Source organism: Paenibacillus phoenicis, assembly GCF_034718895.1.
Taxonomy (GTDB): Bacteria; Bacillota; Bacilli; order Paenibacillales; family Paenibacillaceae; genus Fontibacillus; species Fontibacillus phoenicis.
In genome coordinates, this window is sequence record NZ_JAYERP010000001.1 from 4,340,349 (window position 1) to 4,362,147 (window position 21,799).

At 55.8% G+C, this 21,799-nt stretch carries 21 protein-coding genes; 18 read left to right on the top strand and 3 right to left on the bottom strand.

Going from position 1 to position 21,799, the window contains the following annotated elements; genetic code table 11:
- The first annotated feature begins 29 nt into the window (after positions 1-29).
- The 10 genes from U9M73_RS20280 (at position 30) to U9M73_RS20325 (ending at position 8,915) form a co-directional block, all read left to right on the top strand.
- Entirely contained in the window at positions 30-1,709 is a 1,680-nt protein-coding gene (locus tag U9M73_RS20280; protein WP_323078870.1) for a GspE/PulE family protein, read from the top strand.
- Positions 1,706-2,767 carry a type IV pilus twitching motility protein PilT gene (locus tag U9M73_RS20285; protein ID WP_009223945.1) on the top strand — a complete coding sequence of 354 codons (1,062 nt, stop codon included), beginning with the start codon at positions 1,706-1,708 and terminating at the stop codon, positions 2,765-2,767. Before U9M73_RS20280 ends, U9M73_RS20285 begins: the two co-directional genes overlap by 4 nt.
- A gap of 52 nt (positions 2,768-2,819) precedes the next feature.
- Positions 2,820-4,028 carry a type II secretion system F family protein gene (locus U9M73_RS20290; RefSeq protein ID WP_036644415.1) on the top strand — a complete coding sequence of 403 codons (1,209 nt, stop codon included), beginning with the start codon at positions 2,820-2,822 and terminating at the stop codon, positions 4,026-4,028.
- Between the two features lie 51 nt (positions 4,029-4,079).
- Entirely contained in the window at positions 4,080-4,529 is a 450-nt protein-coding gene (locus U9M73_RS20295) for a prepilin-type N-terminal cleavage/methylation domain-containing protein (protein ID WP_009223947.1), read from the top strand.
- A 17-nt stretch (positions 4,530-4,546) separates the two neighbouring features.
- On the top strand, positions 4,547-5,224 hold the full coding sequence (locus tag U9M73_RS20300; RefSeq protein WP_051417100.1) for a prepilin peptidase: 678 nt from the start codon (positions 4,547-4,549) through the stop codon (positions 5,222-5,224).
- Positions 5,191-6,150, top strand: a complete 960-nt coding sequence (gene pilM / locus U9M73_RS20305) for a type IV pilus biogenesis protein PilM (RefSeq protein ID WP_009223949.1) — start codon at positions 5,191-5,193, stop codon at positions 6,148-6,150. The genes U9M73_RS20300 and pilM overlap by 34 nt, the downstream gene beginning before the upstream one ends.
- Complete coding sequence (locus U9M73_RS20310; RefSeq protein WP_323078880.1) at positions 6,147-6,692, top strand: hypothetical protein; 546 nt, start codon at positions 6,147-6,149, stop codon at positions 6,690-6,692. Before pilM ends, U9M73_RS20310 begins: the two co-directional genes overlap by 4 nt.
- Positions 6,689-7,393 (top strand): hypothetical protein, encoded by a 705-nt coding sequence (locus U9M73_RS20315; protein ID WP_323078881.1) that lies wholly within the window; start codon positions 6,689-6,691, stop codon positions 7,391-7,393. The genes U9M73_RS20310 and U9M73_RS20315 overlap by 4 nt, the downstream gene beginning before the upstream one ends.
- Positions 7,394-7,542: 149 nt before the next feature.
- Positions 7,543-7,977, top strand: a complete 435-nt coding sequence (locus tag U9M73_RS20320) for an NfeD family protein (protein WP_028539829.1) — start codon at positions 7,543-7,545, stop codon at positions 7,975-7,977.
- Positions 7,977-8,915 carry an SPFH domain-containing protein gene (locus U9M73_RS20325; RefSeq protein WP_260070485.1) on the top strand — a complete coding sequence of 313 codons (939 nt, stop codon included), beginning with the start codon at positions 7,977-7,979 and terminating at the stop codon, positions 8,913-8,915. Before U9M73_RS20320 ends, U9M73_RS20325 begins: the two co-directional genes overlap by 1 nt.
- A 104-nt stretch (positions 8,916-9,019) precedes the next feature.
- Here U9M73_RS20325 and U9M73_RS20330 read toward each other — a convergent pair whose 3' ends face one another.
- Positions 9,020-9,694 carry a PspA/IM30 family protein gene (locus U9M73_RS20330; RefSeq protein ID WP_009223954.1) on the bottom strand — a complete coding sequence of 225 codons (675 nt, stop codon included), beginning with the start codon at positions 9,692-9,694 and terminating at the stop codon, positions 9,020-9,022.
- Between the two features lie 46 nt (positions 9,695-9,740).
- Positions 9,741-9,965 carry a PspC domain-containing protein gene (locus tag U9M73_RS20335; protein ID WP_260070484.1) on the bottom strand — a complete coding sequence of 75 codons (225 nt, stop codon included), beginning with the start codon at positions 9,963-9,965 and terminating at the stop codon, positions 9,741-9,743.
- Between the two features lie 315 nt (positions 9,966-10,280).
- Between U9M73_RS20335 and U9M73_RS20340 the strand changes: the two genes are divergently transcribed.
- The 8 genes from U9M73_RS20340 to U9M73_RS20375 all read left to right on the top strand — a co-directional run bounded on the left by U9M73_RS20340 (position 10,281) and on the right by U9M73_RS20375 (position 20,378).
- Positions 10,281-12,080 carry a cache domain-containing sensor histidine kinase gene (locus tag U9M73_RS20340; RefSeq protein WP_323078882.1) on the top strand — a complete coding sequence of 600 codons (1,800 nt, stop codon included), beginning with the start codon at positions 10,281-10,283 and terminating at the stop codon, positions 12,078-12,080.
- Complete coding sequence (locus U9M73_RS20345; RefSeq protein ID WP_323078883.1) at positions 12,073-13,659, top strand: response regulator transcription factor; 1,587 nt, start codon at positions 12,073-12,075, stop codon at positions 13,657-13,659. Before U9M73_RS20340 ends, U9M73_RS20345 begins: the two co-directional genes overlap by 8 nt.
- A gap of 103 nt (positions 13,660-13,762) precedes the next feature.
- On the top strand, positions 13,763-15,118 hold the full coding sequence (locus U9M73_RS20350; RefSeq protein ID WP_009223959.1) for an ABC transporter substrate-binding protein: 1,356 nt from the start codon (positions 13,763-13,765) through the stop codon (positions 15,116-15,118).
- Positions 15,119-15,201: 83 nt separating this feature from the next.
- Complete coding sequence (locus U9M73_RS20355; protein WP_009223960.1) at positions 15,202-16,152, top strand: carbohydrate ABC transporter permease; 951 nt, start codon at positions 15,202-15,204, stop codon at positions 16,150-16,152.
- A gap of 5 nt (positions 16,153-16,157) precedes the next feature.
- Entirely contained in the window at positions 16,158-16,997 is an 840-nt protein-coding gene (locus U9M73_RS20360; RefSeq protein ID WP_036644429.1) for a carbohydrate ABC transporter permease, read from the top strand.
- Positions 16,998-17,043: 46 nt separating this feature from the next.
- Positions 17,044-17,934 (top strand): glycoside hydrolase family 43 protein, encoded by an 891-nt coding sequence (locus U9M73_RS20365; RefSeq protein WP_009223962.1) that lies wholly within the window; start codon positions 17,044-17,046, stop codon positions 17,932-17,934.
- Between the two features lie 14 nt (positions 17,935-17,948).
- Entirely contained in the window at positions 17,949-19,664 is a 1,716-nt protein-coding gene (locus U9M73_RS20370; protein WP_407673962.1) for an MGH1-like glycoside hydrolase domain-containing protein, read from the top strand.
- Between the two features lie 147 nt (positions 19,665-19,811).
- Positions 19,812-20,378 carry a flavodoxin family protein gene (locus U9M73_RS20375; RefSeq protein WP_009223964.1) on the top strand — a complete coding sequence of 189 codons (567 nt, stop codon included), beginning with the start codon at positions 19,812-19,814 and terminating at the stop codon, positions 20,376-20,378.
- 441 nt (positions 20,379-20,819) lie between these two features.
- Here U9M73_RS20375 and U9M73_RS20380 read toward each other — a convergent pair whose 3' ends face one another.
- A complete protein-coding gene (locus U9M73_RS20380) occupies positions 20,820-21,740 on the bottom strand; it encodes a transposase (protein WP_009223965.1) in 921 nt (306 codons plus the stop codon).
- Positions 21,741-21,799 lie beyond the last annotated feature (59 nt).

The window sequence follows — 21,799 nt, forward strand, 5'->3', positions numbered from 1 at the left end:
TGAAAACTCCAACAGGGATGAGGTGAACCATGTACACGATCAAGAAAAGGTTGGGTGAACTTCTGCTGGAATCCGGAATCATCACGGAGCAGCAGCTGCAAGCCGCTTTGGAGGAACAGCAGCGCACCAGAAAAAAGCTTGGTGACGTGTTGTTAGCACAAGGCGTCTTGACGGAGCACCAGCTCATCGAGGTGTTGGAATTTCAGCTGGGTATTCCTCATGTCACACTATCCAGGTTTCAAATTGATACGAAATTAAGCCAGGTCATTCCGGAGCAAATGGCCAGACGGTATCAAGTGCTTCCGATCCGCGTAGACGGACGTAAACTCATGGTTGCAATGGCCGATCCTTTGGATCTGTTTATCATCGACGACCTCAGAATGAGCACCGGCTTTACGATCGAACCGGCGATTATTTCGCGGGGCGAGCTGCAGCGGGGCATTGCCCGGTTGTATGGTCTGCAGGACTCCATGAATGAAATGATCAAGGATCTTGGGGCCGGCACCGCTCAAATTGAAGTTGAAGATGCGGTGATTCAGGGTGAGGAATCGCCTGTCGTCCGGCTGGTGCAGCAAATGATTGAGCAGGCGGTGCGCCTTGGCGCCAGCGACATTCACGTCGATCCGATGGAGACCCAACTGGCGATCCGTTATCGGATTGATGGACAGCTGCGCAATGAGCGGACGATTCCGAAGTCGATGCAAGGCGTCATCATCGCCAGGCTGAAGATTCTCGGCAACCTGAACATCGCTGAACGGCGGTTACCGCAGGATGGCCGGATCAAAATGCTGGTGGATGGCCAAACGATCGATATCCGTTTGTCGTCGCTGCCAACCGTCCATGGAGAAAAAATCGTCATGCGGCTGCTCGACCTTGCCGAAGGCGTGAAGGGCTTGGACAAGCTGGGCATGACGGAGCAGACGTTAAGCCTGTTCCGGCGCATGATTGAGAAGCAGCACGGCATGGTTCTGCTGACCGGGCCAACGGGGAGCGGGAAGACGACGACCTTGTATTCGGCCCTGCAGCACTTGAACCGGGAAGAAACGAATATCATTACGGTCGAAGATCCGGTGGAGTACACGCTGGACGGCGTGAACCAAATGCAGGTTCATCCGGCTGCCGGATTGACGTTTGCCAGGGGGTTGCGCTCCATCCTGCGTCAGGATCCCAACATTATCATGGTGGGGGAAATCCGCGATCTGGAAACGGCGGAGATTGCAATTCGTGCTTCTTTAACCGGGCATCTCGTATTTTCGACTTTACATACCAATGATGCGGTGAGTACGGTCGTCCGGCTGCGTGACATGGGGATCGAGCCGTACTTGATCGCCTCGTCGCTAATCGGGATCGTGGCCCAGAGGCTGGTGCGCTGCATCTGCCCGGACTGCAAAACGGCCTATACGCCAGATCGGCAGGAAATGATTTATCTGGAGCGTCTCGGCATTCAAACGGACAAGCTGTACCGCGGCAACGGCTGCGGCACCTGCGGCAAAACCGGCTACCGTGGCCGGATGGCGGTGCATGAAGCGCTGCTGATCAGCGACGACCTGCGCACGGCGATTGTGGAAGGCCGCTCAATTCATGAGCTGCGCCGGATGGCGAAGGAGCAAGGGATGACGCCGTTGTTTGCCGACGGGATCCAGAAAGCGCTGGAGGGACAAACCACCTTGCAGGAAATCATCCGTGAAGTGGAAGAGGGAGAGCGATGAATCAAGGACCGATCGTGACGGACGGGACGTTTAACGGACTGTTGAAGCAGGCGTTTGATGCCGGCGCCTCCGATTTGCACGTGACGGTGAATTCGCCTCCGGTGCTGCGCATCGATGGAGCGCTTCGCGCCCTGGACGGAGAGCTGCTCTCGCCGTCCATGCTGGAGCAGATCGTGCAAGAGCTGATGAGCCCGGCGCAGTATAAGAAATTCACGGAGTTCGGGGAGCTGGATTTCTCTTACGGCGTGCCGGGCCTCTCCCGGTTTCGCATCAATGTCTTCCGGCAGCGGGGCTCGATCAGCATCGCGGCCAGGGTCATTTCGCCTTCGATCCCGCCCTTCGAAACGTTAAATTTGCCGCCGGTGCTGTTGAAGCTGGCGCAGAAGCCGCAAGGGTTGTTTCTGGTTACCGGCCCGACGGGAAGCGGCAAATCAACGACGTTGGCTTCGTTGATTGACCATATTAATCATACCCAGCGCAAGCATATCGTAACGCTGGAGGATCCGATCGAATACTTGCACCGCCACGACAAGTCGATCATTAATCAGCGGGAGGTGGGGCTGGATACGTTGTCTTTTGATAACGGACTGCGGGCTGCGCTTCGTCAAGATCCGGATATCATCTTGGTTGGCGAGATGCGCGATCCGGAGACGATTCGGACGGCCATCACGGCGGCCGAAACCGGTCATCTCGTCTTTGCCACCTTACATACGGCGGACGCTCCGCAAACGATCGATCGGATCATTGATGCTTTTCCACCGGCCCAGCAGGGGCAGATCCGGATTCAGCTGGCTTCGGTGTTGCTGGCAATCCTATCGCAGCGGCTGCTTCCGTCCCGCAGCGGGAAAGGGCGGGTGTGCGCGACGGAATTGCTGCTCAATCCGCCGGCGGTCGGCAACCTGATCCGGACGGAGAAGGTGCACCAAATTCGAAGCGTGATGCAGACAAGCTCCCAGCTTGGGATGCACACGCTGGAGATGAGTCTGCGTGAGCTGCTGCGGCAAGGGGCCATTGATGAGGCTGCAGCCCGGCCATACCTAGCGGAAAGCCCTCATTAATTCACGAGGTTAAGTAAACAGCAGATGTGTGAAGCGGAAGGACAGATGGAAGATGCCCCAGTACGTATATCAGGGCAAGGATGTGGTGGGGAAGCGATGCAAAGGGGCTCTGCAAGCCCCGGATCGGCCAACCGCGCTTGCCGAACTCAAGAGGCAGCAAATCGTAGTAACGGGTCTGCGTGAGCAGCGCGAGACGGTGTGGAATAAAGAGTTTTACCTGGGCAGCCCGGTGAAGAACGAGCAGTTCGTCGTGTTTTGCCGGCAGTTTGCCACGATGATTAAGGCGGGAATCTCGATCGTGGAGGCGACCGCGATCTTAGCGGAGCAATCGGAAAGCAAACCGCTGAAGAAGACGCTGGCTGAAGTAACCGCCGAGCTCCGTAAGGGCAATACGCTCTCCGGGGCGGTCGCGGCGTACCCGCGGATTTTTCCGTCGATCTTTGTACATATGGTTCGCGCAGGGGAAGAGGCAGGCAGCATGGAAGAGACGCTGGAGCGGCTTGCGGTGTATTTTGAAAAAGCGCATGTCACGCGGGAGAAAGTGAAGTCCGCGATGACCTATCCGCTGATCGTCAGCGTGATGGCCGTGTTTGTGATTATCTTCCTGTTGAAATTTATGATTCCCCGCTTTCAAGCGATGTTCGCTGAATTAGGCGGTGATTTGCCCGCGATTACGAGGTTTACGCTTACCCTCAGCCGCAGTGTGGAACAGCATTGGATCGTATGGCTGCTGGCCGCTTTGGCGGCGGTTGCTGTGGTCTACCTGCTCTTGAAGTGGGAGCGAGGGGCGTATGCTTGGGATTATATCAAGCTCAAAGTCCCCGTGTTCGGGATGCTCAATCGGAAAAGCGCGATCGCCCAGATGACGCGGACGTTGTCTTCGTTGTTTGCCAGCGCGGTGCCGGTGCTTCAAGCCTTGGCGATCGTAGAGAAGGCCGTCGGCAACAGGGTGATCGGAGCGACGCTGCAGGAATGCCAGGCATCGCTGCGCCAAGGACGGCCGCTGTCAGAGCCGCTGCGCCAGTCGTGGGTGTTTCCGCCGCTGGTCACCCAGATGATTCGGGTTGGTGAGGAGACCGGTTCGATCGATGCGATGCTGGGCAAGGTGGCCGATTTTTATGAACGGGACGTTGAGAACACGGTGGACAAGCTGAAGCAGCTGATCGAGCCGGCGATGATTTTGCTGCTGGCTGGCGTGGTTGGCTTTATCATTGCTTCGGTAATGATCCCGATGCTTAGTATTTATCAAAGTATCAGCTGAATTGGGTTGAGCTCACGAAGTGAAGCAAATTATTTTAGGAGGTTAATTATTATGACAGCACTTATCCAACGGATTCAACGATTGCGCAAGGAAGAGAAGGGGATTACGCTCGTCGAGTTGCTGGCCGTTATCGTCATTATCGGGGTGATCGCTGCAATCGCGGTGCCTTTGATTTCCGGGTTGTTGAACGATACGAAGGAGAATGCCAGAACAGCAACGGCAAACCAGCTGTATGAAGCGGCGAGATTGAGATCGATTACGAAAAACAACGGGGAAGTTACAGGGACGCATAAGCTGTCCGACTTGGTTAGTGAAAAATACATCCAGAGCGGAATTACAGATCCCAAAACCGGGGCGGCATTAGGCGACAATACTTCCGTAAATCTGGACAATTGGAATACGGAGAATGCTGTAGTCACGTTGATCATCGGCAGTGATAGCGTCAGTTTTAAAACCTCTGAATTAAAAGCAGGTAAGAAGCTTGCTTCTTCTACAGACTGAAGCGGATGGACGCGAATATGATCCTGACGGCGCTGAATGTTGCCGGTGGGCTGGCCCTGGGGCCGGTCCTGGCGTGGTACGGGCGCCGGCTGGTGGCGAAGCGCGGGCTGCTGCGCGCAAGCAGCAGCCAAGCCGCAGGCCCGGCAGCGGGCGAAGCGGCCGCCGCCCTTGGGACGGCGGCGCTGTTCGCGCTGATGCACCTGCAATTCGGTGCATCGGGCGCATGGGCGCTCGGCCTGCTGCTGAGCGCGCTGGCCGTGCTGTGCGCGGTCACTGACCTGACCGCGCATATTATCCCCAACGGCGCCGTCCTAGGCTTCGGCGCCGTGCTGCTCGTCGCCGCCCCGCTGGCGGGCGGCGTGCCGTTGTGGAGCCAAGCGCTGGGCGCGCTTGGCGGCGGCGGTCTGCTGCTGCTGATCGCCCTCCTCACCTCCGGGAAAGGGATGGGGATGGGCGACGTGAAGCTGCTGACCGTCTTTGGCTGGGTCGTCGGCTTTCCCGGCGTGCTCCTGGCCTTGTTTCTGGCCAGCGCAGCCGGCGCGGCCGCCGGACTGCTGCAGCTGGCGTGGGGCCGCAGAAGACGCGGCCAGACGCTGGCGTTTGGTCCCTTTTTGGCAATCGGCACCCTGGTGGTTTACATGTATGGAAAGGAGATCATCCATTGGTATCTGCAAAACGTCATTCCTTTTTACTAAACCGGCGGTCGGCCCACATTGGGATTACGATCGATGAGGATGGAATCCGTTTCGTCAAATTTGACGCCAAACGTGGCATCGTAGAACGGGCCGGCTTGCTGCCGGTGGATGCCGAACTGAACGAGGACGGGGTTCCCGACGTGTCCGGCTTCACCGAGATGGTGAAGCGCTGGGCGAACCGCCGGGGACTAGCCGGGAAGAAAGTTCGTCTAGCGGCGCCCACCTCCCAATCGTTTATCCGCTTGCTCCAGGTCCCGAAGGTGAGCAAAAGGCAGCAACGCCGCGTGACCGAACTGGAGATCGAAGGCAGCATTCGCCTGCCGTTTGAGGATCCGGTGATTGACTACCATTGGATCGAGGAGCGCGAGGAGGGGGAGGCGCTGCTCACGTTTGTGGCCGCCGTGCCGCGTCCGATCATTCAAGAGATGGTGTCTTCACTGGAACAAGCTGGACTTCGTCTGGAAGCGGTCGATTTGGCGGCCATTGCGCTGTCGCGCATCCTTCGGCAGCAGCGCCTGCTAGGGGAATCCGGCAATGTGATGGCGATTAATTTCAAAGCCAAAGAAGCGGAGGTCTATACCTACCACCAGGGGTTGCCTGATTTCGTGCGCACGTTTCCCTTGGAGCCGATGTCCGGGGACAAGCTGAATACGTGGCGGTATGGGGAGATCGTCTCCTCGGTGACCCGGATCATGAATTTCTATGAGTATACGCTGCATGAAGGGCATGAACGCGTGCAAGGCATCGTGATTGCCGGCGCCGCGCCGGACAAGCCGGAGATCGTGCGCCAGCTGTCGGCGGCTTTTGATCAGGTGAGCGTGTCCGAAGTGGACTTGTCCCCGTATTTTGCTGGACAGGAAATCGCCGACCAAGGCAGCTATGCGATTGCCCTTGGCCTCGCCATGAAGGGAGCGGAAGGCCGATGATCGATATCAATTTGCTCCCTCCCAAGCCGCGTCCGGCTTCCTCTGGAGTCCTTCTCCCGCTCTTGTTGCTGCTCGCCGGGCTTGGGCTTTGCGCTTACTTTGGGTATGCCTTTTGGGGCGTTCACGAGACGGCTGCTGAATTAACTACGAGAATCGCCGAAACGGAACGGCAGCAGGCGGAGTTGCAAAGCGAACTGCAAAGCTTGGGGACTGCGGGAATCGGAGCGGCGGGCATCGAGTTGATCGAGAAGCTAAGTGGACAGCGGCCGGATGTGAAGGCGCTCATCACCAGCCTGGAAGCCCCGCTTCCCGCTGGGGGCACGTTGGAAACGGTACGCTTTCAAGAGACCGTACTCACTTGGACGTGCCGATTCGCCAGCTTAAGTGAAGCTAGTGCCTATTCCACCGCGCTGCGTAAACAGCCGGAACTAAGCGGCGAGCTGATTCAATCGGTGAAAGAGCTGCCGGGGCGGGGGTATATCGGCACATTTGAGCTGAAGCCGGGAACGGGAACGGCGGAACAGGCAGGTGACGGCGAATGAATACGGAACATCGCTCCGGATCGGCCGGAGCCCGCTGGATGCTGGTTGCTGCGCTGGTGCTGCTAGCGGCGGGATCGTTTTATTTCTTCGGATACCGGCCGGAGATGGAGAAATCGGCGAACCTGGCGTCCGACCACGAAGCCAAACAATTATTTCTGCAAAAAACACAGGCGATTGTTGAGGCCAAACGGGCAGATGCAGCAGCATCGGACGCTTTGGCCGATACGGCCAAGCGGGAGGCAGCGGTACCGGAGGAGCCCGACCGGGAAGGGATTTTGCTAGACCTGGAACGAGCGGCCAAGTCCTCCGGCGTACAGATTCGGGAGGTTGTCTTCGAAGGGCCGGAAAGCGGCGGGTCCTTTGCGGTTTCCGCTGATGCCGCGGCCGTAGATAATTCCTTGTCTCTGGACGGAAGTGTGTCCATTTTGAACAGTCTGCCCGCAGGTTCATCGTCGACAGACGGCGTTCCTTCTGCATTGGGGGCTTCCGGATTGTTAAATGAAGCGGAGCTCAGTACGGCGGGGTTCACCGTGATGTCGCTGCAGCTTCAGCTCCGGGGGAGCTTGGCGGAAGTCAAAAACTTCGCCGTAGCTCTGCAGAAAGCCGACCGGCTCTATATCGTCGACTCCTTTGAATATGGAAGAGAAGAAGAGGTGGAGAGCAAAACGGCGGTGTTCCGGCTGTTGGCATTGTACCGGTAACTCAGGAAATCAGAGCTCTTTACGTTTGAATTAAGCATTCCGGCGGTGTGCTGGGGTGCTTTTTTTTCTATTTCCAACGATTCCTTGATACTTTTTGGTATGTTTCCCGTATAAATAACTATAATGCTGAAAGGTGGTGCAACAGGGGGATGGAAATGTGGGCGATTTGGCTCATCGTCGCCGGAATCTTATTGGTACTTGAGATGATGACGATGACTTTTTACCTGCTATGGCTCTGCATCGGTTCGCTGGTTGCGGTAGTTGTAGCTTTGGTGGCCCCCGAAGCTTACTTCTGGCAGGTCGCTTTGGGCTGTCTGGTCGCCGTAGTCCTGACGGTGTTTACGAAGCCGCTTTCCAGAAAATTTCGCACAGCAAAAGGATTTAAGGATATCGGTACCGAACTGGTAGGGAAGCAAGGCGTCGTTGTGGAATCGATTGAACCCGGTCAATACGGCATCGTGAAGGTTGGGGGAGATTCGTGGAGCGCGAAGGCCTCCGTCCCGATCGGCAGGGATGAGAAGGTTCGGGTGCTGGCGCGAAGCAGTACAATTATCGAAGTAGAAAGATGGGAGGAAATTACTTAATGCAATGGGCAATTATTGCGGTCATTGTGGTCGTTGTTGTCGTATTTGTCTCACTGACAGTCAAAATCGTACCGCAGCAACGGGTGGGTGTCGTTGAACGGCTCGGTAAATTTAACCGTTTGCTGACGCCGGGTCTGAACGTCCTGATCCCGATCATCGACCAGGTGCGGACGTATCACGATTTGCGGATTCAACAGACGAATGTGCCGCCGCAAACCGTCATCACCAAAGATAACGTACAGGTGCAGATCGACACGATTATTTTCTATCAGGTTGTAAATCCGGAACAAGCAACGTACGGCATTTCTGATTTTGTGTACGGGGTGCGTAACATTACAACAGCTACGCTGCGTCAGATCATCGGTAAAATGGAACTGGACGAAACGTTGTCCGGTCGGGAGAAGATTTCAACCGATATCCGGACGGCGCTTGATGAAGCGACCGAGAAGTGGGGCGTGCGGATCGAACGGGTAGAAGTCCTCGACATCCGGCCGCCGGTCGATATCCAAGAAGCGATGGACAAACAAATGAAGGCCGAGCGGAACAAACGGGCCATCGTGCTTGAGGCCGAAGCCGCCAAGCAGGATATGATCCTGCGTGCGGAAGGTGACAAGCAAAGTAAGATTCTGAAAGCGGAAGGCGACAAGGAAGCGCGTATTCGCGAAGCCGAAGGCTTCCGCCAAGCCCAGGAGCTGGAGGCGCTGGGTCAAGCAAAAGCGATCGAGTCGATTGCCGCCGCCGAAAAGACGCGGATCGAAATGCTGCGCGACGCTGCTTTAACCGAAGCCGTCCTGGCGTACCAGTCCTTCGAAGCGTTGAAGGAAGTGGCCAAGGGACCGGCCAACAAGGTATTTCTCCCATCGAATGCGATCGAAACGCTGGGAAGCCTCGGCGCGATCGGCGAAGTGTTCAAAGCTGGCAAGGACGGCAAATCATAAGCTTTCAAATGAAGAAGCCCGGCAAGAGATTGTTCTTGCCGGGCTCTTTTTCATGCTTAACTCGATCGGCGCTCTCTCGGTCGGTTCCTCTATATATGAACGGCTCAGGAATGCCGGTTCGACAATTGCGCCTTCAGACGTTCCAGCTCTTCGTTGACGGCGGCGGACTGGGTTGTGCCTGCATCCGCGACACCGGCCGTTCTCCCGTAGCTGGCGGAGACTTCTTGCTGAGCTTCCCAGCTCAGGATCTTCTCCTCCATGCGCTCGAAGCCCCGCGCGGCTGCGCCGCTTTCGATGCCGCGGCTAAAGTTCGGCCGTTCGGTCTCGGCTTTGACTTGTACCTTGCGGGCACGGGCTGCCAGCTCGTTACGTTTCTCCTTCAAGCGGGCAAACTCCGCTTTGCCTTCCGCGATGCGAATCTCCAGCTCAGCGACGCGGTCACGGGCCTCCTGCGCTTCTTTGGCGTACAGCTGCGCTTGCTCCTCGTAACGGATTTTCTCCGCAGCCGCATGGCGCGCCGTCACTTCATCGCCTTGCTCCAGAGCGGTCAAAGCCCGAATTTCACTTTGCTTGGCCAGATGCGCGATATCTGCGCTTTTTCGCTCCTGAACGGTCGCGGTCATTTGCTGCTCCTTCAACAGTTTCTCAGCGGCGGCGATGTCGTCCTCCAGGTTGCGTAAGTATTGGCCGGTCATCAGGACCGGATCCTCCAGTTTGTTTAACACTTCATGAATGGAAGCCTTGGCCAGATTGGCGATACGATCAAATACGCTGCTCATTGGAATCTCTCCTTTAGGGTTAATAGAGTTTGGGAACTTTCACAGATCAAAACGGGGAAAACGGATCATCGTAGCTGTAGCTGCCGATCGGTTCCTTGGGAACGATGAGGCTTGCGATCAGGTACAGGGCTACGACGGTGCCAAAGCTGAAGAATACCGCAACGACGGCGATCAGCCGCACGACCGTGGAGTCAACCCCAAGCCATTGGGCGAGCCCGCCGCACAGGCCGCTCAGTTGCTTATCCGTTGCCGAACGATACAGTTTTCTCATGGTCAACCACTCGCTTTCATTTATTTTTAAGTCAATAGGATCATGGGGACTGAGTCTCGATTGAACGAATGTGTTATCCGTTGTTCATGTCTTCATTCTACCGGGAATGGCGGCAGGGCATAACGGGCTGGGGACGGTTTGTGAACTGGACCTTGGTCGGGCCGGTTCCTCGTCTGGAAGTCGGGGCAGGGGCTTGGGCGCGGGAGGGATTCTGGCAAGTGAAATGAAAAAAAGCTTGACGTCACGCCTATGTAAGCGCTTATTGCGGGAAGTGGACGTTTTCGTTATAGTGTTGTGCATAAGGGAGGGGCGCCGATGTTTTTTTCGCTACGCAATCGGCTGATTGCCGTATTTGTCGTCTTATTGGTCATTTCCTTCTGCGTCATGTTCCTGATCAGCTATAACAAGTCCAGCGCGATCTTGCGCTCTGACAGCGAAACGGCGGCATTGGAAAAAATGACGGCCTACACCGCACTCATCAACTCCACGATTGGCCAAATCTACGATTTCTCCTCAGTGATCTATAACAGTGACATCACGAACGACTGGAGCGAATTCGTCTCCGATCCCACGCAGTCCGAAGGGCAGAAGATGCTGAAAAATATCCAGCTCAGCAAATTTTTGACGCGGACGGTGAACAACTATTCCATCATCGCCACCGCCTCGATTTATCGCAAAGACGGGCTGTATGTCGGTCTGGACAACCAGATCTTGCAGGACCCGTCGTTTTTGGAGACGGACTGGTATCGAAATTTTTACGAGTCTGAGCAGCATTGGGCCCCGGCGGCGGTGGATCCGTTTGAACCGGTGCGTTTGAAGGAGCATGAGGTCATCAGCTTCCTGATCCCGATCGGGACGTTCAGCGTTTCCCAAGCTACCGCCATCATGAAGGTGAACGTTCGCGCTGAATACTTCAAGGACCCGCTCAGCCAGGTGCATCTCGGAACCCATGGTACGATTTTTTTGCTTAGCGGCGAAGGTGAACCGCTGTTAGGCCAGCCGTTATCAGATTTCAGCGAACCGGTCCTGAACAAGCTGGGGGAGATCCGGGAGCGGGGGCCGCGGGAAGGCGTATTTTATGCCAAACCTCAGGGCGAGGACATGATCTACGTCTATAAAAAACTGCAATTTAACGATTGGATGCTCGTTGGGGCGGTCTCGGAAAATGAACTGCTGGCCAACCTGATCAATCTGAAATCAGGGATTTTGGTGGCGACCGGGACACTGTTGGTGTTCGCTGTCCTTGCGGCCGTCTGGATTTCCTACAGCATTACCAAACCGCTGGGCGGCTTGGTGGCAGCGATGCGGCTTGTCCAGCGCGGGGAGTTCGCCCAGGCGGAGCAGCGTATTCCTGAGCGGCAGCAGGTGAACCATGAGGTCGGGTTCGTGACGGCCACGTTCCGTAACATGATTGTACGGCTGCGCGCCCATTTGAAAAGCGAGTTTGAATTGAAGCTGCGCCGGCAACAGGCGGAATATCGGGCGCTGCTGATGCAGATTAATCCGCATTTTTTGTTTAACACGTTGGAGTTACTCAGCAGTCTGGTGATCCAGAGGCGAACGGATGATGCAGTTGACGTTATCGAATCGCTAGGCAAAATGCTGCGCTTCTCGCTGAATGCCAAAAGCGATCTGATCCCGTTGCGTGACGAAGTGACGTATACCGAATCTTTCGCTGCGATTCTGCACCATCGGTTTGCGGAACAGCTGGATTTGACGCTGGAGAACGCGGTGCCGGACCGTCCGGTGTATATCGTGAAGTTTATTTTGCAGCCGCTTGTGGAAAATGCCGTGAAATACAGTCAGGTCAAAAACGACGTTGCCGTTGTGCGCATCCGGATTTGGGAGGAGGATCAACGGCTGCTCTTGCAGGTGGCCGACAACGGAGTTGGCATGGAGCCGGACTTGGTGCGGCAGCTGAACGAGGAGTACCAGCATTCCCAACTGGAGCAGGTATTAAGCACCGGCGGGAGACAGATCGGCTTGCGGAATATTTTGGCTCGGTGTGCGCTTTATTATGGAGCTGGCTTTGCGTTTTCGATTCAATCGGCGTCCGGGGAAGGGACGACGATCACACTGAGTTTGCCGATAGGGGAGGGAAATGCGGATGTATAACGTGCTGCTGGTTGATGATGAACGGGAGATTCGTCAAGGACTAAGGCTAAAAATCGATTGGCAGCAGCTGGGCCTCCAGATCGCCGGGGAAGCGGGGAATGGTCAGGAGGCGCTGGAGTGGCTTCAGACCGGGGACTGCGACATTATCATTACCGATATGCGCATGCCGATCATGGACGGGGTGGAGCTGCTCGAAAGCTGTTCCCGGCAATATCCGGATATTCGTCTGATCGTGCTGACGGGATATGACGATTTTCAGTATGCCCATGCGGCGATCAAAAATCGCGCCAGCGACCTGCTGCTCAAGCCGGTGACGCGGAGCGAACTGGCCGGAGCCTTGGGCAGGGTCGCTTCTGAGCTGGACCAGGAGCGCTCGGCGCAGTCGGAGCGGAAGCTGGCGGAATGGAAGCTGTCCCGCTACTTGGAGGAAATGAAGGAGCAATTTATTCAGAGCGTGATCCGAGCTTATCCAGGCAACAGCCACCTGTGGCCGGAACGGGTTCGGTTGTTTGACTTAAATGAACTGGCGGAGCAACCGGTGCGTTTTGTGGCGATCGGGTTACCGCCGGCACCGGAAGAAGCGCCGGAGGAATCCGGCCTGCGTCTGCCGTTTGAGCTGCTTTGCCGCGAGCTGGCGGGTACAACCGGTTCTGCTCCCGGTATCCCGGTCTTTCGGGAAGCGAAGCATCCTGACTTGCTGTTTGCCATCGTGCCGGGCGACACGGCCGCTGTGCAAAGCTTCTCCAGCCAAGTGGCTGATATTGTCCGCAGCTATTTGAAACAGAAGGCGCTGGTGATGGCCGGCGAACCCGTGCAAGGTCTGGAGGCATGGCGGGAGGGGTACCTTTCCTCCGTGCTGGCCTGGTATATGAGCCGGCACACGCAGCAAGCCGGAGCGGAGCCTACGCGGGGCCCGGCGGATCCGGCACAGCTGGCGGCCCAGGACAAGCTGAAGCTGCTGCAGCGGCATTTGGCCGACGGCCGCAAGGCAGCGTTTGAGAAGCTGGTGGAGGAGGAGCTCGCCGCCGCGCTGGCGTTCTCGCACCCGCAGTTTATCAAGCTGATTTTCCAATGCTGCTTGGCCATCGAAGCGGCAGCGGATGCCATGGGGCTTGCGCTGCGGGAGAAGGACGAGATCTGGTTGGATCCGGAGCGAGTATGGGGGCTCGGCACCGTATCCAAAGCCTGCGGGTTCCTGTATGGGCTGGCGGAGCCGCTGTTTTCGCTGAAGAAGGGGGACAGCACGAGGGAGGAGCCCTCCATCGTGGAAGCGATGAAGGAAATGATCGAGCTGAATTACATGAACGATCTGAACCTGTCGCAAATCGCCGAGCAGTACCACTATAACCTGTCCTATTTGTCCGATCTGTTTAAAACAAAAACCGGCAAATCCTTTCTCCAATACCTGACCGATGTACGCATGAACAAAGCGGTGCAGCTGCTTGACGAAACCCCGCTGTCCTTAAGCGATATCGCGGAGCTGACGGGCTTCTCCAATGCCAGCTACTTCAGCACGAAATTCAAGAAGGTATTTGGCATCAGTCCGTCCGAGTACCGGCAGAAGGATAAGAACATCTAAAAAAAGTAAAAGTCCAACGCCCAAAGAAATTGGATTCTTCTCCTTTTTTGTATGCGCTACCATTTAATCAGCAAGACCATTCTCATGAAGGGGGAAGGAAGAGATGAAGAAGACGAAGGCGATGTTGTTGGCCAGTTTGTTTCTTGTTACGGCCATCTTGGTCTCGGCGTGCGGCTCCGGTAACAACAATGCCGGGAGTGTAACTACGGGGAATACGAACCAGCCGTCGGAGGCAGGAGGCGCCGCCAGCGAGGAGCAAGTTGAGCTTCGCGTCATGTGGTGGGGGGACCAAACCCGGGCTGACATTACCACGGCCATGCTGAAGAAGTTCGAGGAGAAACACCCGAACATCAAGGTGATCCCCGAGTTTTCTCCTTTTGATGGATATTTCGATAAGCTGAATACGCAGCTGGCATCGGGGACGGCCCCGGACCTGTTTACGTTAGGGAGCAATATCTTGGAATATGCCACACGGGATGTACTGCTGGATATCACTCCGTACGTCGGCAATGAAGTCGATACCAGCAAAATTTCGCCGCAGCTCATCAACGTGAATACGTTTGATGGTAAGCTGCGGGGGATCTCGATTGGGGCGAACTCGACAGCGATTCTCGCGAATACGGCGCTGTTTGAGAAAGCCGGTCTTCCTTTGCCGACGAAGGAATGGACTTGGGACGATTTTATCAAGATCAATGAACAGATTGCGGCTACCGGTAAAGACATTTACGGCTCTTACGATTATTCCGGCGAGATGGACCAGTTTGGGGTATACCTGACTCAGCGGGACAAGATGATCTACAATGAGCCGGAGAAGAAGCTGGGCTTCGAGGCGGCGGACGTCGCCGAGTGGTTCACGCTCTGGGAAGGCATGCGCAAAGCCGGCAGCATCGTTACGCCGGAGCTGCAAATTTCGGCCGATCCGGACGATACAAGCATGTCCCTGGTGACGAAAGGCCAAGTGGCGATGCAGTTTATTCCGACGAACCAGTTTGCTGATTTCCAAAAAATGTCCCAGGATAAGCTGACGCTCATCCCGGTTCCGATGGGACCAAACGGCAGCATGATCTCCGTTCAATCGAGCCAGAACATCGTGGGTTATGCCAATACCAAGCATCCGAAGGAAGTAGCGATGCTGATGGACTTCTGGGTGAACGATCCGGACGCAGCCAAAATCCTTGGCAACAACCGCGGCGTGCCAGTCTCCTCGGAGATGCGGGCCGTACTGAAGGCGGAGGCTTCCGAAACGGATAAAGTGGTATACGATTACCTGGATATCGTGGCGGTGGATGATGTCGACCTGTTGTACAACGTTCCGGGCTCCAACGAGTTTAAGCAAGAGCTGCTGAAAGCCAGCCAGAACGTGGCATTCGGACGGATGGACATCGCGAAGGCAGCAGAAGATTTTTATGCACAGGGACAAAAAATCTTACAGGCAAACTTAAGTGCAACGACAAATTAACCGGCCTGTCACACGAAAGAGGGGATCCGTTGGGTTCCCCTTTTTCTGAACCCAAGGAATGATGGTTACGGAGGTGTTTACTTATGGATTCGGTGACAGGTGTGGCAACCCAAACGATGGTAAAGCCAAAACGACGTCGATCCCTGAAACGGAACTTGACGGGTTATTTGTTTCTGCTGCCCTGGTTGATTGGATTTTTTTGCATGGCGATTGGGCCGATTCTGGCTTCGCTGTATTTGTCCTTTACGAACTATAACATGTTGAAAGCGCCCGCTTGGATTGGGCTTCAGAATTTTACGGAGATGTTTACGGGAGATGCCACGTTTACCCATTCGTTGAAGCTGACATTTCAATACGTGTTCCTCTCCGTTCCTCTGCGGTTGGTGTTCGCACTGGCGGTCGCGATTATTTTGAATAAAGGGTTACGGCTGCTTGGCCTATATCGGACCGTCTATTACATCCCTTCGTTGTTAGGGGGGAGCGTGGCGATTGCGGTGGTTTGGAAAAAAATCTTCTCCGGTGACGGGTTGTTTAACCGGTTCCTCGGGATTTTTCATATTGATGCCCCCGATTGGGTGGCCAATCCGAGCTACATTATTTATTCCATCGTCGCGCTGTCGGTTTGGCAATTTGGCTCGTCGATGGTGATTTTCCTGGCGGGACTGAAGCAGATCCCGGGGGAAATCTACGAGGCTGCGGCGGTGGACGGCATCAGCCGGACGCGTCAGTTTCTGCGGATCACGCTGCCGCTGTTGTCGCCGGTTATCCTGTTTAACCTGGTGATGAACATGATCAGCTCGTTCCAGGTGTTTACCTCCGGGTACATTATCGGGGACGGTCATGGCGGGCCGATCGACTCGACGATGTTCTACTCGCTGTACCTGTATTTGAAGGGGTTCTCTTACTTTAATATGGGTTACGCCTCGGCTATGGCTTGGGTGATGCTGGTGATTATCGGTATTTTTACGGCGATCGTGTTCGCTTCCTCCAAGTATTGGGTTTATTACGGCGACGGCAAGGACGAAAGGGGCTGAGAGAGATGGTGTTGAGGCTAAGCTTAAGCAAACTGTGGAGACACGTGGTGGTGATCGTGATCGGGACGATCATGATTTATCCGGTGTTGTGGATGATCAGCAGCTCGTTCAAGCCAAACGCGGAAATCTTCTCGGACATGGGATTGTGGCCGGATTCCTTCACGTTCTCCAATTACGTTAACGGCTGGCGGGGGATTCAGGGGTATTCATTTGGGCATTTCCTGATCAATTCCTTTATTATTGCGGCGCTGGCGGTGATTGGCAACGTAATCTCCTGCTCGCTGGCGGCCTTTGCCTTTGCGCGTTTGAATTTTGCGGGTCAGAAATTCTGGTTCAGCATGATGCTGATGACGCTGATGCTGCCGTTTCAAGTGACGCTCATTCCGCAATATATTCTGTTCCACACGTTTGGATGGGTGAATACGTTTCTTCCGCTCGTTGTGCCGAAGTTTTTTGCATTGGATGCGTTTTTCGTGCTGCTGATGGTGCAGTTTATTCGCGGGTTACCGATGGAATTGGACGAAAGCGCCCGGATCGACGGCTGTGGACCTTGGCAGATATACTTGCGGATCATTATGCCGCTGTGCGTACCGGCGGTGATTACAACGTCGATCTTTACGTTCTACTGGACGTGGGACGACTTCTTTGGGCAAATGATTTACCTGAACAGTCCTAAGCTGTTTACGGTAATGATCGGTTTGCGCTCGTTAATTGACTCCACCAGCACGTCGAACTGGGGCTCGTTGATGGCGATGTCGACGGTGGCGGTTGCGCCGGTCATCGTGATCTTCCTGATCTTCCAGCGTTATATCGTCGAAGGAATCTCGACGACGGGGCTGAAGTAAGCTGACAGGACGGTGAACTGTACACGACTTCTAGGAGGGATTGGTTATGACCTTGGCGTTATCGGACATCCATATTCGGGATCCGTTCCTCCTGCCGATGCCGGCGGAAGGCAAATATTATATGTACGGCACGATCGGAGAGACGTGCTGGAAGGGCAAACCGCGCGGGTTTGACGTTTGCGTGAGCACGGATTTGGCGGCATGGGAAGGTCCTTACCCGGCGTTCCGCCCGGAGCCGGATTTCTGGTCGGACTTCAACTACTGGGCGCCGGAGGTGCATGAGTGGCAGGGGCGCTACTACATGTTCGCCACCTTCAAGGCAGACGGCCGATGCCGGGGCACGCAAACGCTGGTGGCGGACAGCCCGCTGGGCCCGTTCCAGCCGCTTGGGGACGGGCCGTTGACGCCGCGCGATTGGGAGTGCTTGGACGGGACATTTTACGTCGACCCGCAGGGCGAGCCCTGGATGGTGTTCTGCCATGAATGGGTACAGGTGCAGGATGGGGAGATTTGCGCGGTGCGTCTAAGCCGCGAGCTGGACCGGGCGGTGTCTGAGCCTGTGCTATTGTTCCGGGCTTCGGAGGCACCATGGGCCGAAGGGATTCGCGGCGGGGCCAATTACGTCACGGACGGCCCCTTCCTGTACCGCGCTGATAACGGCGAGCTGCTGCTGCTCTGGTCCAGCTTTAGCGACGGCGGCTACACGATCGGCTGCGCTCGTCAAGCTGGTGGAGACATTACCGGCCCGTGGGTGCAGGACACAGAGCCGTTGTATAAACGGGATGGCGGCCACGGGATGGTGTTCCGCACGTTCGCGGGCGAGCTGCGACTGGCGATTCATACGCCAAACGACAGCCCCAATGAACGTCCGATCTTCATCCCGGTGACGGAGCAGGACGGGCGATTATACGCGCATCCGAAAGAAGTGCAGAGATAGGTGAGGTGGGACAGATGGGGGAAATGGGAGAGATGGGCGTGTTGGAGCGGTTGCGCAAGATGGAGGTTGCGTCAGCTGTAAGCGGAGAAGGTTTGCGTAAGAGCACGGATCAAGCCGTGCTGGAGGAGTTTGCCGCTTCGGGCGTCAAATTCGCGGCGAACGAAGGGAGCCCGCTGGAGCGGGTCTATTACGCCGGCGTGCGCAAGCTGCTCGATTGCATCGTGCCGTCGGTGAGCGGCGTGCCGGTGCTGCATGAAGGCGGCGTGTACCTCGGCACTTGGCTGGAGAGCACCGGCACGATCAATGCCGAGCTGCTCAGCCGCTTTGTGCCATCGGTGGCGCAGGCGACCTTCACCTTGTTTGCCGATTACCAACGCTCCGATGGCCTCATGCCCTACAAGGTGACCGGCTCGGGACCGGCATACCGGCAAATCCAGATGGTCACGCCGCTGGCCCGCTCGGTATGGAACCACTACCGCCTGAACGGCCGGGCGGACCGGGAGTTCCTGGACAAGATGTACCGCGCCATGGAGCGGCACGACGCCTGGCTGGCCGCGTTCCGTGATACGCGGGGGACGGGCTGCGTGGAGGCGTTTTGCACGTTCGATACGGGGCATGATCTATCTCCGCGCTTCTGGCATGTGCCGGATACGTCGCATCTGGGCGACCCGCGCCGGTACGATCCGGACTCGCCGGTGCTGCCGTTTTTGGCGCCGGATCTGACGGCTAACGTCTACTGTCAACGGCGTTATTTGGCGGCCATCGCCGCGGAGCTGAGGGCGGCAGCAGGACCGGAGTGGGCAGCTAAAGCGGAGGCGAGCCTGTCCAGCCTGATGAAGCATTGCTATGATGCGGAAGACGGGTTCTTCTACGACGTCGACGCGAGCGGACAGTTCGTCCGCATCCAGTCTGACGTGCTGCTGCGCGTATTGGCTTGCGAGGTGGGGGACGGGGAATTTTTCGCTTCGTCGCTGCGACGATATTTGCTGAATACGCGGAAGTTTTTTGCCAAGTATCCCTTCACTTCGATTGCCATGGACGACCCGCGGTTTGATCCGTCGTCGGCCTACAACACCTGGGCGGGGACGACAAACTTCCTTAGCTTAATCCGTGCTCCGCATGCGTTTGAGTACCACGGGCGGCATGTGGAGCTAACCTGGGTACTGCAGCCGATTCTGTCGGCGATGGCCCGCATGGAGCGTTTCGCCCAGTGCCTCAGCCCTTGGACGGGAGAGGAAGGCTTCACCGAGACCTACTCCCCTGCGATTTTGTGTCTGCTCGACTATGTGGAGCGGTTGTGCGGCATCCTGCCGACGCCGGAGGAAGAGCTGTGGTTCACCGGGCTGCTGCCTTATCCGATGGATCACGGGGAAGTACCGGCCGAGGAAACCGCGTATGCCCGGAAAGTGGACGGCACGGTATTCGAGCTGGTCAATACGCGTGAAGGCAGCACCGTATACCGGGACGGGGAGCCGTACTGCCGGTTTCCCTACGGGACCCGTCTCGTCACCGATCGACGCGGTGAGCCTAAAGCGCTCATCGGGATGAGCGTTCGGACGGTGGAGGGTCTGCTGGAATTTGGGGGCCGAGCTTATCCGGTAAACCTCGGCGGGAACGAGGTTTGGCGATTGAATCGGGATAGCGCGGTTTCTAGTCCCGGATCAGGGCCAAAGTCAGCTTCTGCTGAAGCTTTGGCAGGTCCCGGTGTCGTTCTACCTACGTATCATTAGACAACCCCCTGCACGTTTCCCGAAAAAACGCCATAAACTTATGAAGATTGCATATATTTCAGATGCCTGTCGCATAACAATAAATAGGCGTAAAGCAGGCGCAACTTCGGGAAGTTTCGCTTGAGAATTCGGAGGGGAGTGCAGGGAATGCGCATTGCTGTCATTCAGGGAAGTGCAAGGAATGGAGGGAACACGGAGGAACTGACGCGGCTGGTTTTAGAGGGGTTACCCTATACGAATATCATCCTGCGGGAGAAAGAAATCAAACCGATCCACGATCAACGGCACGACGAAGGCGGCTTCGATCCCGTGGACGATGATTACGACGAGCTGATCCTGCAGGTGCTGGAGCATGATATTTTGATCTTCGCCACGCCGGTATATTGGTACGGGCCATCCGGCTTGATGAAGAACTTCATCGATCGCTGGTCGCAAAGCTTGCGCGATGTCCGTTTCAACTTTAAAGAGCGGATGGCGGCCAAAACAGCCTATGCCGTCGTGGTCGGCGGCGATAATCCGCGGATCAAAGCGCTGCCGCTCATTCAACAGCTGCAGTACACGTTTGATTTCGTGGGGTTACCGTTTGCCGGTTATGTGATCGGCAAAGCCAGCAGACCGGGCGAGATCTTCAAGGACGCCCGGGCGATCCGCGAGGCTGCGGCGCTAAACGCCGAGCTGCGAAAAGCCGAGCCGTTGGCGGTGAATCGTTCCTAATCTTTACTTTCATAGACAGATGGAAGACCGACGTGCGGTTGCATTTGCAGCGGCACGTTTTTCTTATGCTCCCTTTGTCGAAGATAGGTAGGAACCTATGCAGCCGCCCTCTTTTTCATGATTATCCCGTTGAATCAGGCAGTAGAGAAAGAGAAATCGTTGTTACGAAAAAGCGCTTTGTCTGAGGAGAATAGCCTGCTTTGAAGCAGTCGAGAGCTAAGTCCTTACTTAATCGTAAAAAACCTAAGATAGCCCTAGGAATACGACCTAGGAGTATGACCAATATGGCAGATTGAAGCTGAGGCAAGAAGGCAAGTTACAAAAGTTAAAGGAAGTAATAGATCGTCCAGAATTGAAAGTGAAATTCAGATTGAAGAGGACAAGAAGTTCAAGTCCAGATCCAGATTATAAAGACAAGTTTAATGCCCCGAGCGTTTCAATTTACGCCGCTGTTGCAAGGAACGGCTTCCGATGGCGTGCGTTCTGGTGGCGTGCGATTAACTGTCGGTAAGGGATCGCAGGAATGGACAAGCACATCTGTAGCAGGTTCTGGCGCATCTCTTCCTCGGAACAGGACATGCGCAGGTGACGGCGGACGGTGTACTCATTCAAATACGCCTGCAAATGTGTTAACCCCAAGGCGACATACGTGCGTCTGATCGAGTCCCTTGCTTGTCTCACGACTCTCCGTAAGGGCAGATACATCCGATAAACGAAAGGGAACCACCGCTTGGTTGAGGTATGGACGTCTACATGTTTGTTGATGAACGCGACGAGATCGCACCGGGTAGCCCATTGCTCGCTTCCTCTTTTATGTGATACCAGTTGGATCTTCACTCGCCCGGGTTCACCAGACTCAGTTACCGTGCAACCGGCGACGACTGCGGTGGCATAAGGTTGAGAAACTGGATGAAAACGGTTGGGATCCGTTCCATACTGATCGCGGTTCACCTTTACCTCTCCAGAAAGCAGATTTCGGGCATCACATTCGCTGAGGCTATGGCGGATTTTGTGCAGCATGAGCCAAGCGGTCTTGTAGGTAACTTGGATTACCTGACTCAAACGGAGCGCCGAGATGCCGTCGGGAAGCAGGAACAGCTCCAAGGCTTGAAACCACTTTACCAGGGGCAGATGAGTTCTTTCAAATATGGTGCCAACCAAAGGCGAGGCTTGATAGCTGCATCTTCCACATTCAAACAAAGGAAGGCGACGGGAGGACACGCGGGTACATTCGGTAAAAGCGCAGCGCGGGCAGACGAAGCCGTTTGGCCACTTCATAGCGATGATCGCCTCGATGCAGTCGGCCTCACTTTGAAAACGGCTGCTGATAGATTGAAGCTCCGGATTCATACCTAATTCCAAGTCCGATCCCTCCAATTCAAATTCCTCTAGTTCACTAAATACGCACGTACGTTCTCTTT

Excerpts from the sequence above, each read along its gene's own strand:
- U9M73_RS20280 (WP_323078870.1), top strand. The coding sequence starts at position 30 with ATGTACACGATCAAGAAAAGGTTGGGTGAACTTCTGCTGGAATCCGGA.
- U9M73_RS20285 (WP_009223945.1), top strand. The coding sequence starts at position 1,706 with ATGAATCAAGGACCGATCGTGACGGACGGGACGTTTAACGGACTGTTG.
- U9M73_RS20290 (WP_036644415.1), top strand. The coding sequence starts at position 2,820 with ATGCCCCAGTACGTATATCAGGGCAAGGATGTGGTGGGGAAGCGATGC.
- U9M73_RS20295 (WP_009223947.1), top strand. The coding sequence starts at position 4,080 with ATGACAGCACTTATCCAACGGATTCAACGATTGCGCAAGGAAGAGAAG.
- U9M73_RS20300 (WP_051417100.1), top strand. The coding sequence starts at position 4,547 with ATGATCCTGACGGCGCTGAATGTTGCCGGTGGGCTGGCCCTGGGGCCG.
- U9M73_RS20310 (WP_323078880.1), top strand. The coding sequence starts at position 6,147 with ATGATCGATATCAATTTGCTCCCTCCCAAGCCGCGTCCGGCTTCCTCT.
- U9M73_RS20315 (WP_323078881.1), top strand. The coding sequence starts at position 6,689 with ATGAATACGGAACATCGCTCCGGATCGGCCGGAGCCCGCTGGATGCTG.
- U9M73_RS20320 (WP_028539829.1), top strand. The coding sequence starts at position 7,543 with ATGGAAATGTGGGCGATTTGGCTCATCGTCGCCGGAATCTTATTGGTA.
- U9M73_RS20325 (WP_260070485.1), top strand. The coding sequence starts at position 7,977 with ATGCAATGGGCAATTATTGCGGTCATTGTGGTCGTTGTTGTCGTATTT.
- U9M73_RS20330 (WP_009223954.1), bottom strand. The coding sequence starts at position 9,694 with ATGAGCAGCGTATTTGATCGTATCGCCAATCTGGCCAAGGCTTCCATT.
- U9M73_RS20335 (WP_260070484.1), bottom strand. The coding sequence starts at position 9,965 with ATGAGAAAACTGTATCGTTCGGCAACGGATAAGCAACTGAGCGGCCTG.
- U9M73_RS20340 (WP_323078882.1), top strand. The coding sequence starts at position 10,281 with ATGTTTTTTTCGCTACGCAATCGGCTGATTGCCGTATTTGTCGTCTTA.
- U9M73_RS20345 (WP_323078883.1), top strand. The coding sequence starts at position 12,073 with ATGTATAACGTGCTGCTGGTTGATGATGAACGGGAGATTCGTCAAGGA.
- U9M73_RS20350 (WP_009223959.1), top strand. The coding sequence starts at position 13,763 with ATGAAGAAGACGAAGGCGATGTTGTTGGCCAGTTTGTTTCTTGTTACG.
- U9M73_RS20355 (WP_009223960.1), top strand. The coding sequence starts at position 15,202 with ATGGATTCGGTGACAGGTGTGGCAACCCAAACGATGGTAAAGCCAAAA.
- U9M73_RS20360 (WP_036644429.1), top strand. The coding sequence starts at position 16,158 with ATGGTGTTGAGGCTAAGCTTAAGCAAACTGTGGAGACACGTGGTGGTG.
- U9M73_RS20365 (WP_009223962.1), top strand. The coding sequence starts at position 17,044 with ATGACCTTGGCGTTATCGGACATCCATATTCGGGATCCGTTCCTCCTG.
- U9M73_RS20370 (WP_407673962.1), top strand. The coding sequence starts at position 17,949 with ATGGGGGAAATGGGAGAGATGGGCGTGTTGGAGCGGTTGCGCAAGATG.
- U9M73_RS20375 (WP_009223964.1), top strand. The coding sequence starts at position 19,812 with ATGCGCATTGCTGTCATTCAGGGAAGTGCAAGGAATGGAGGGAACACG.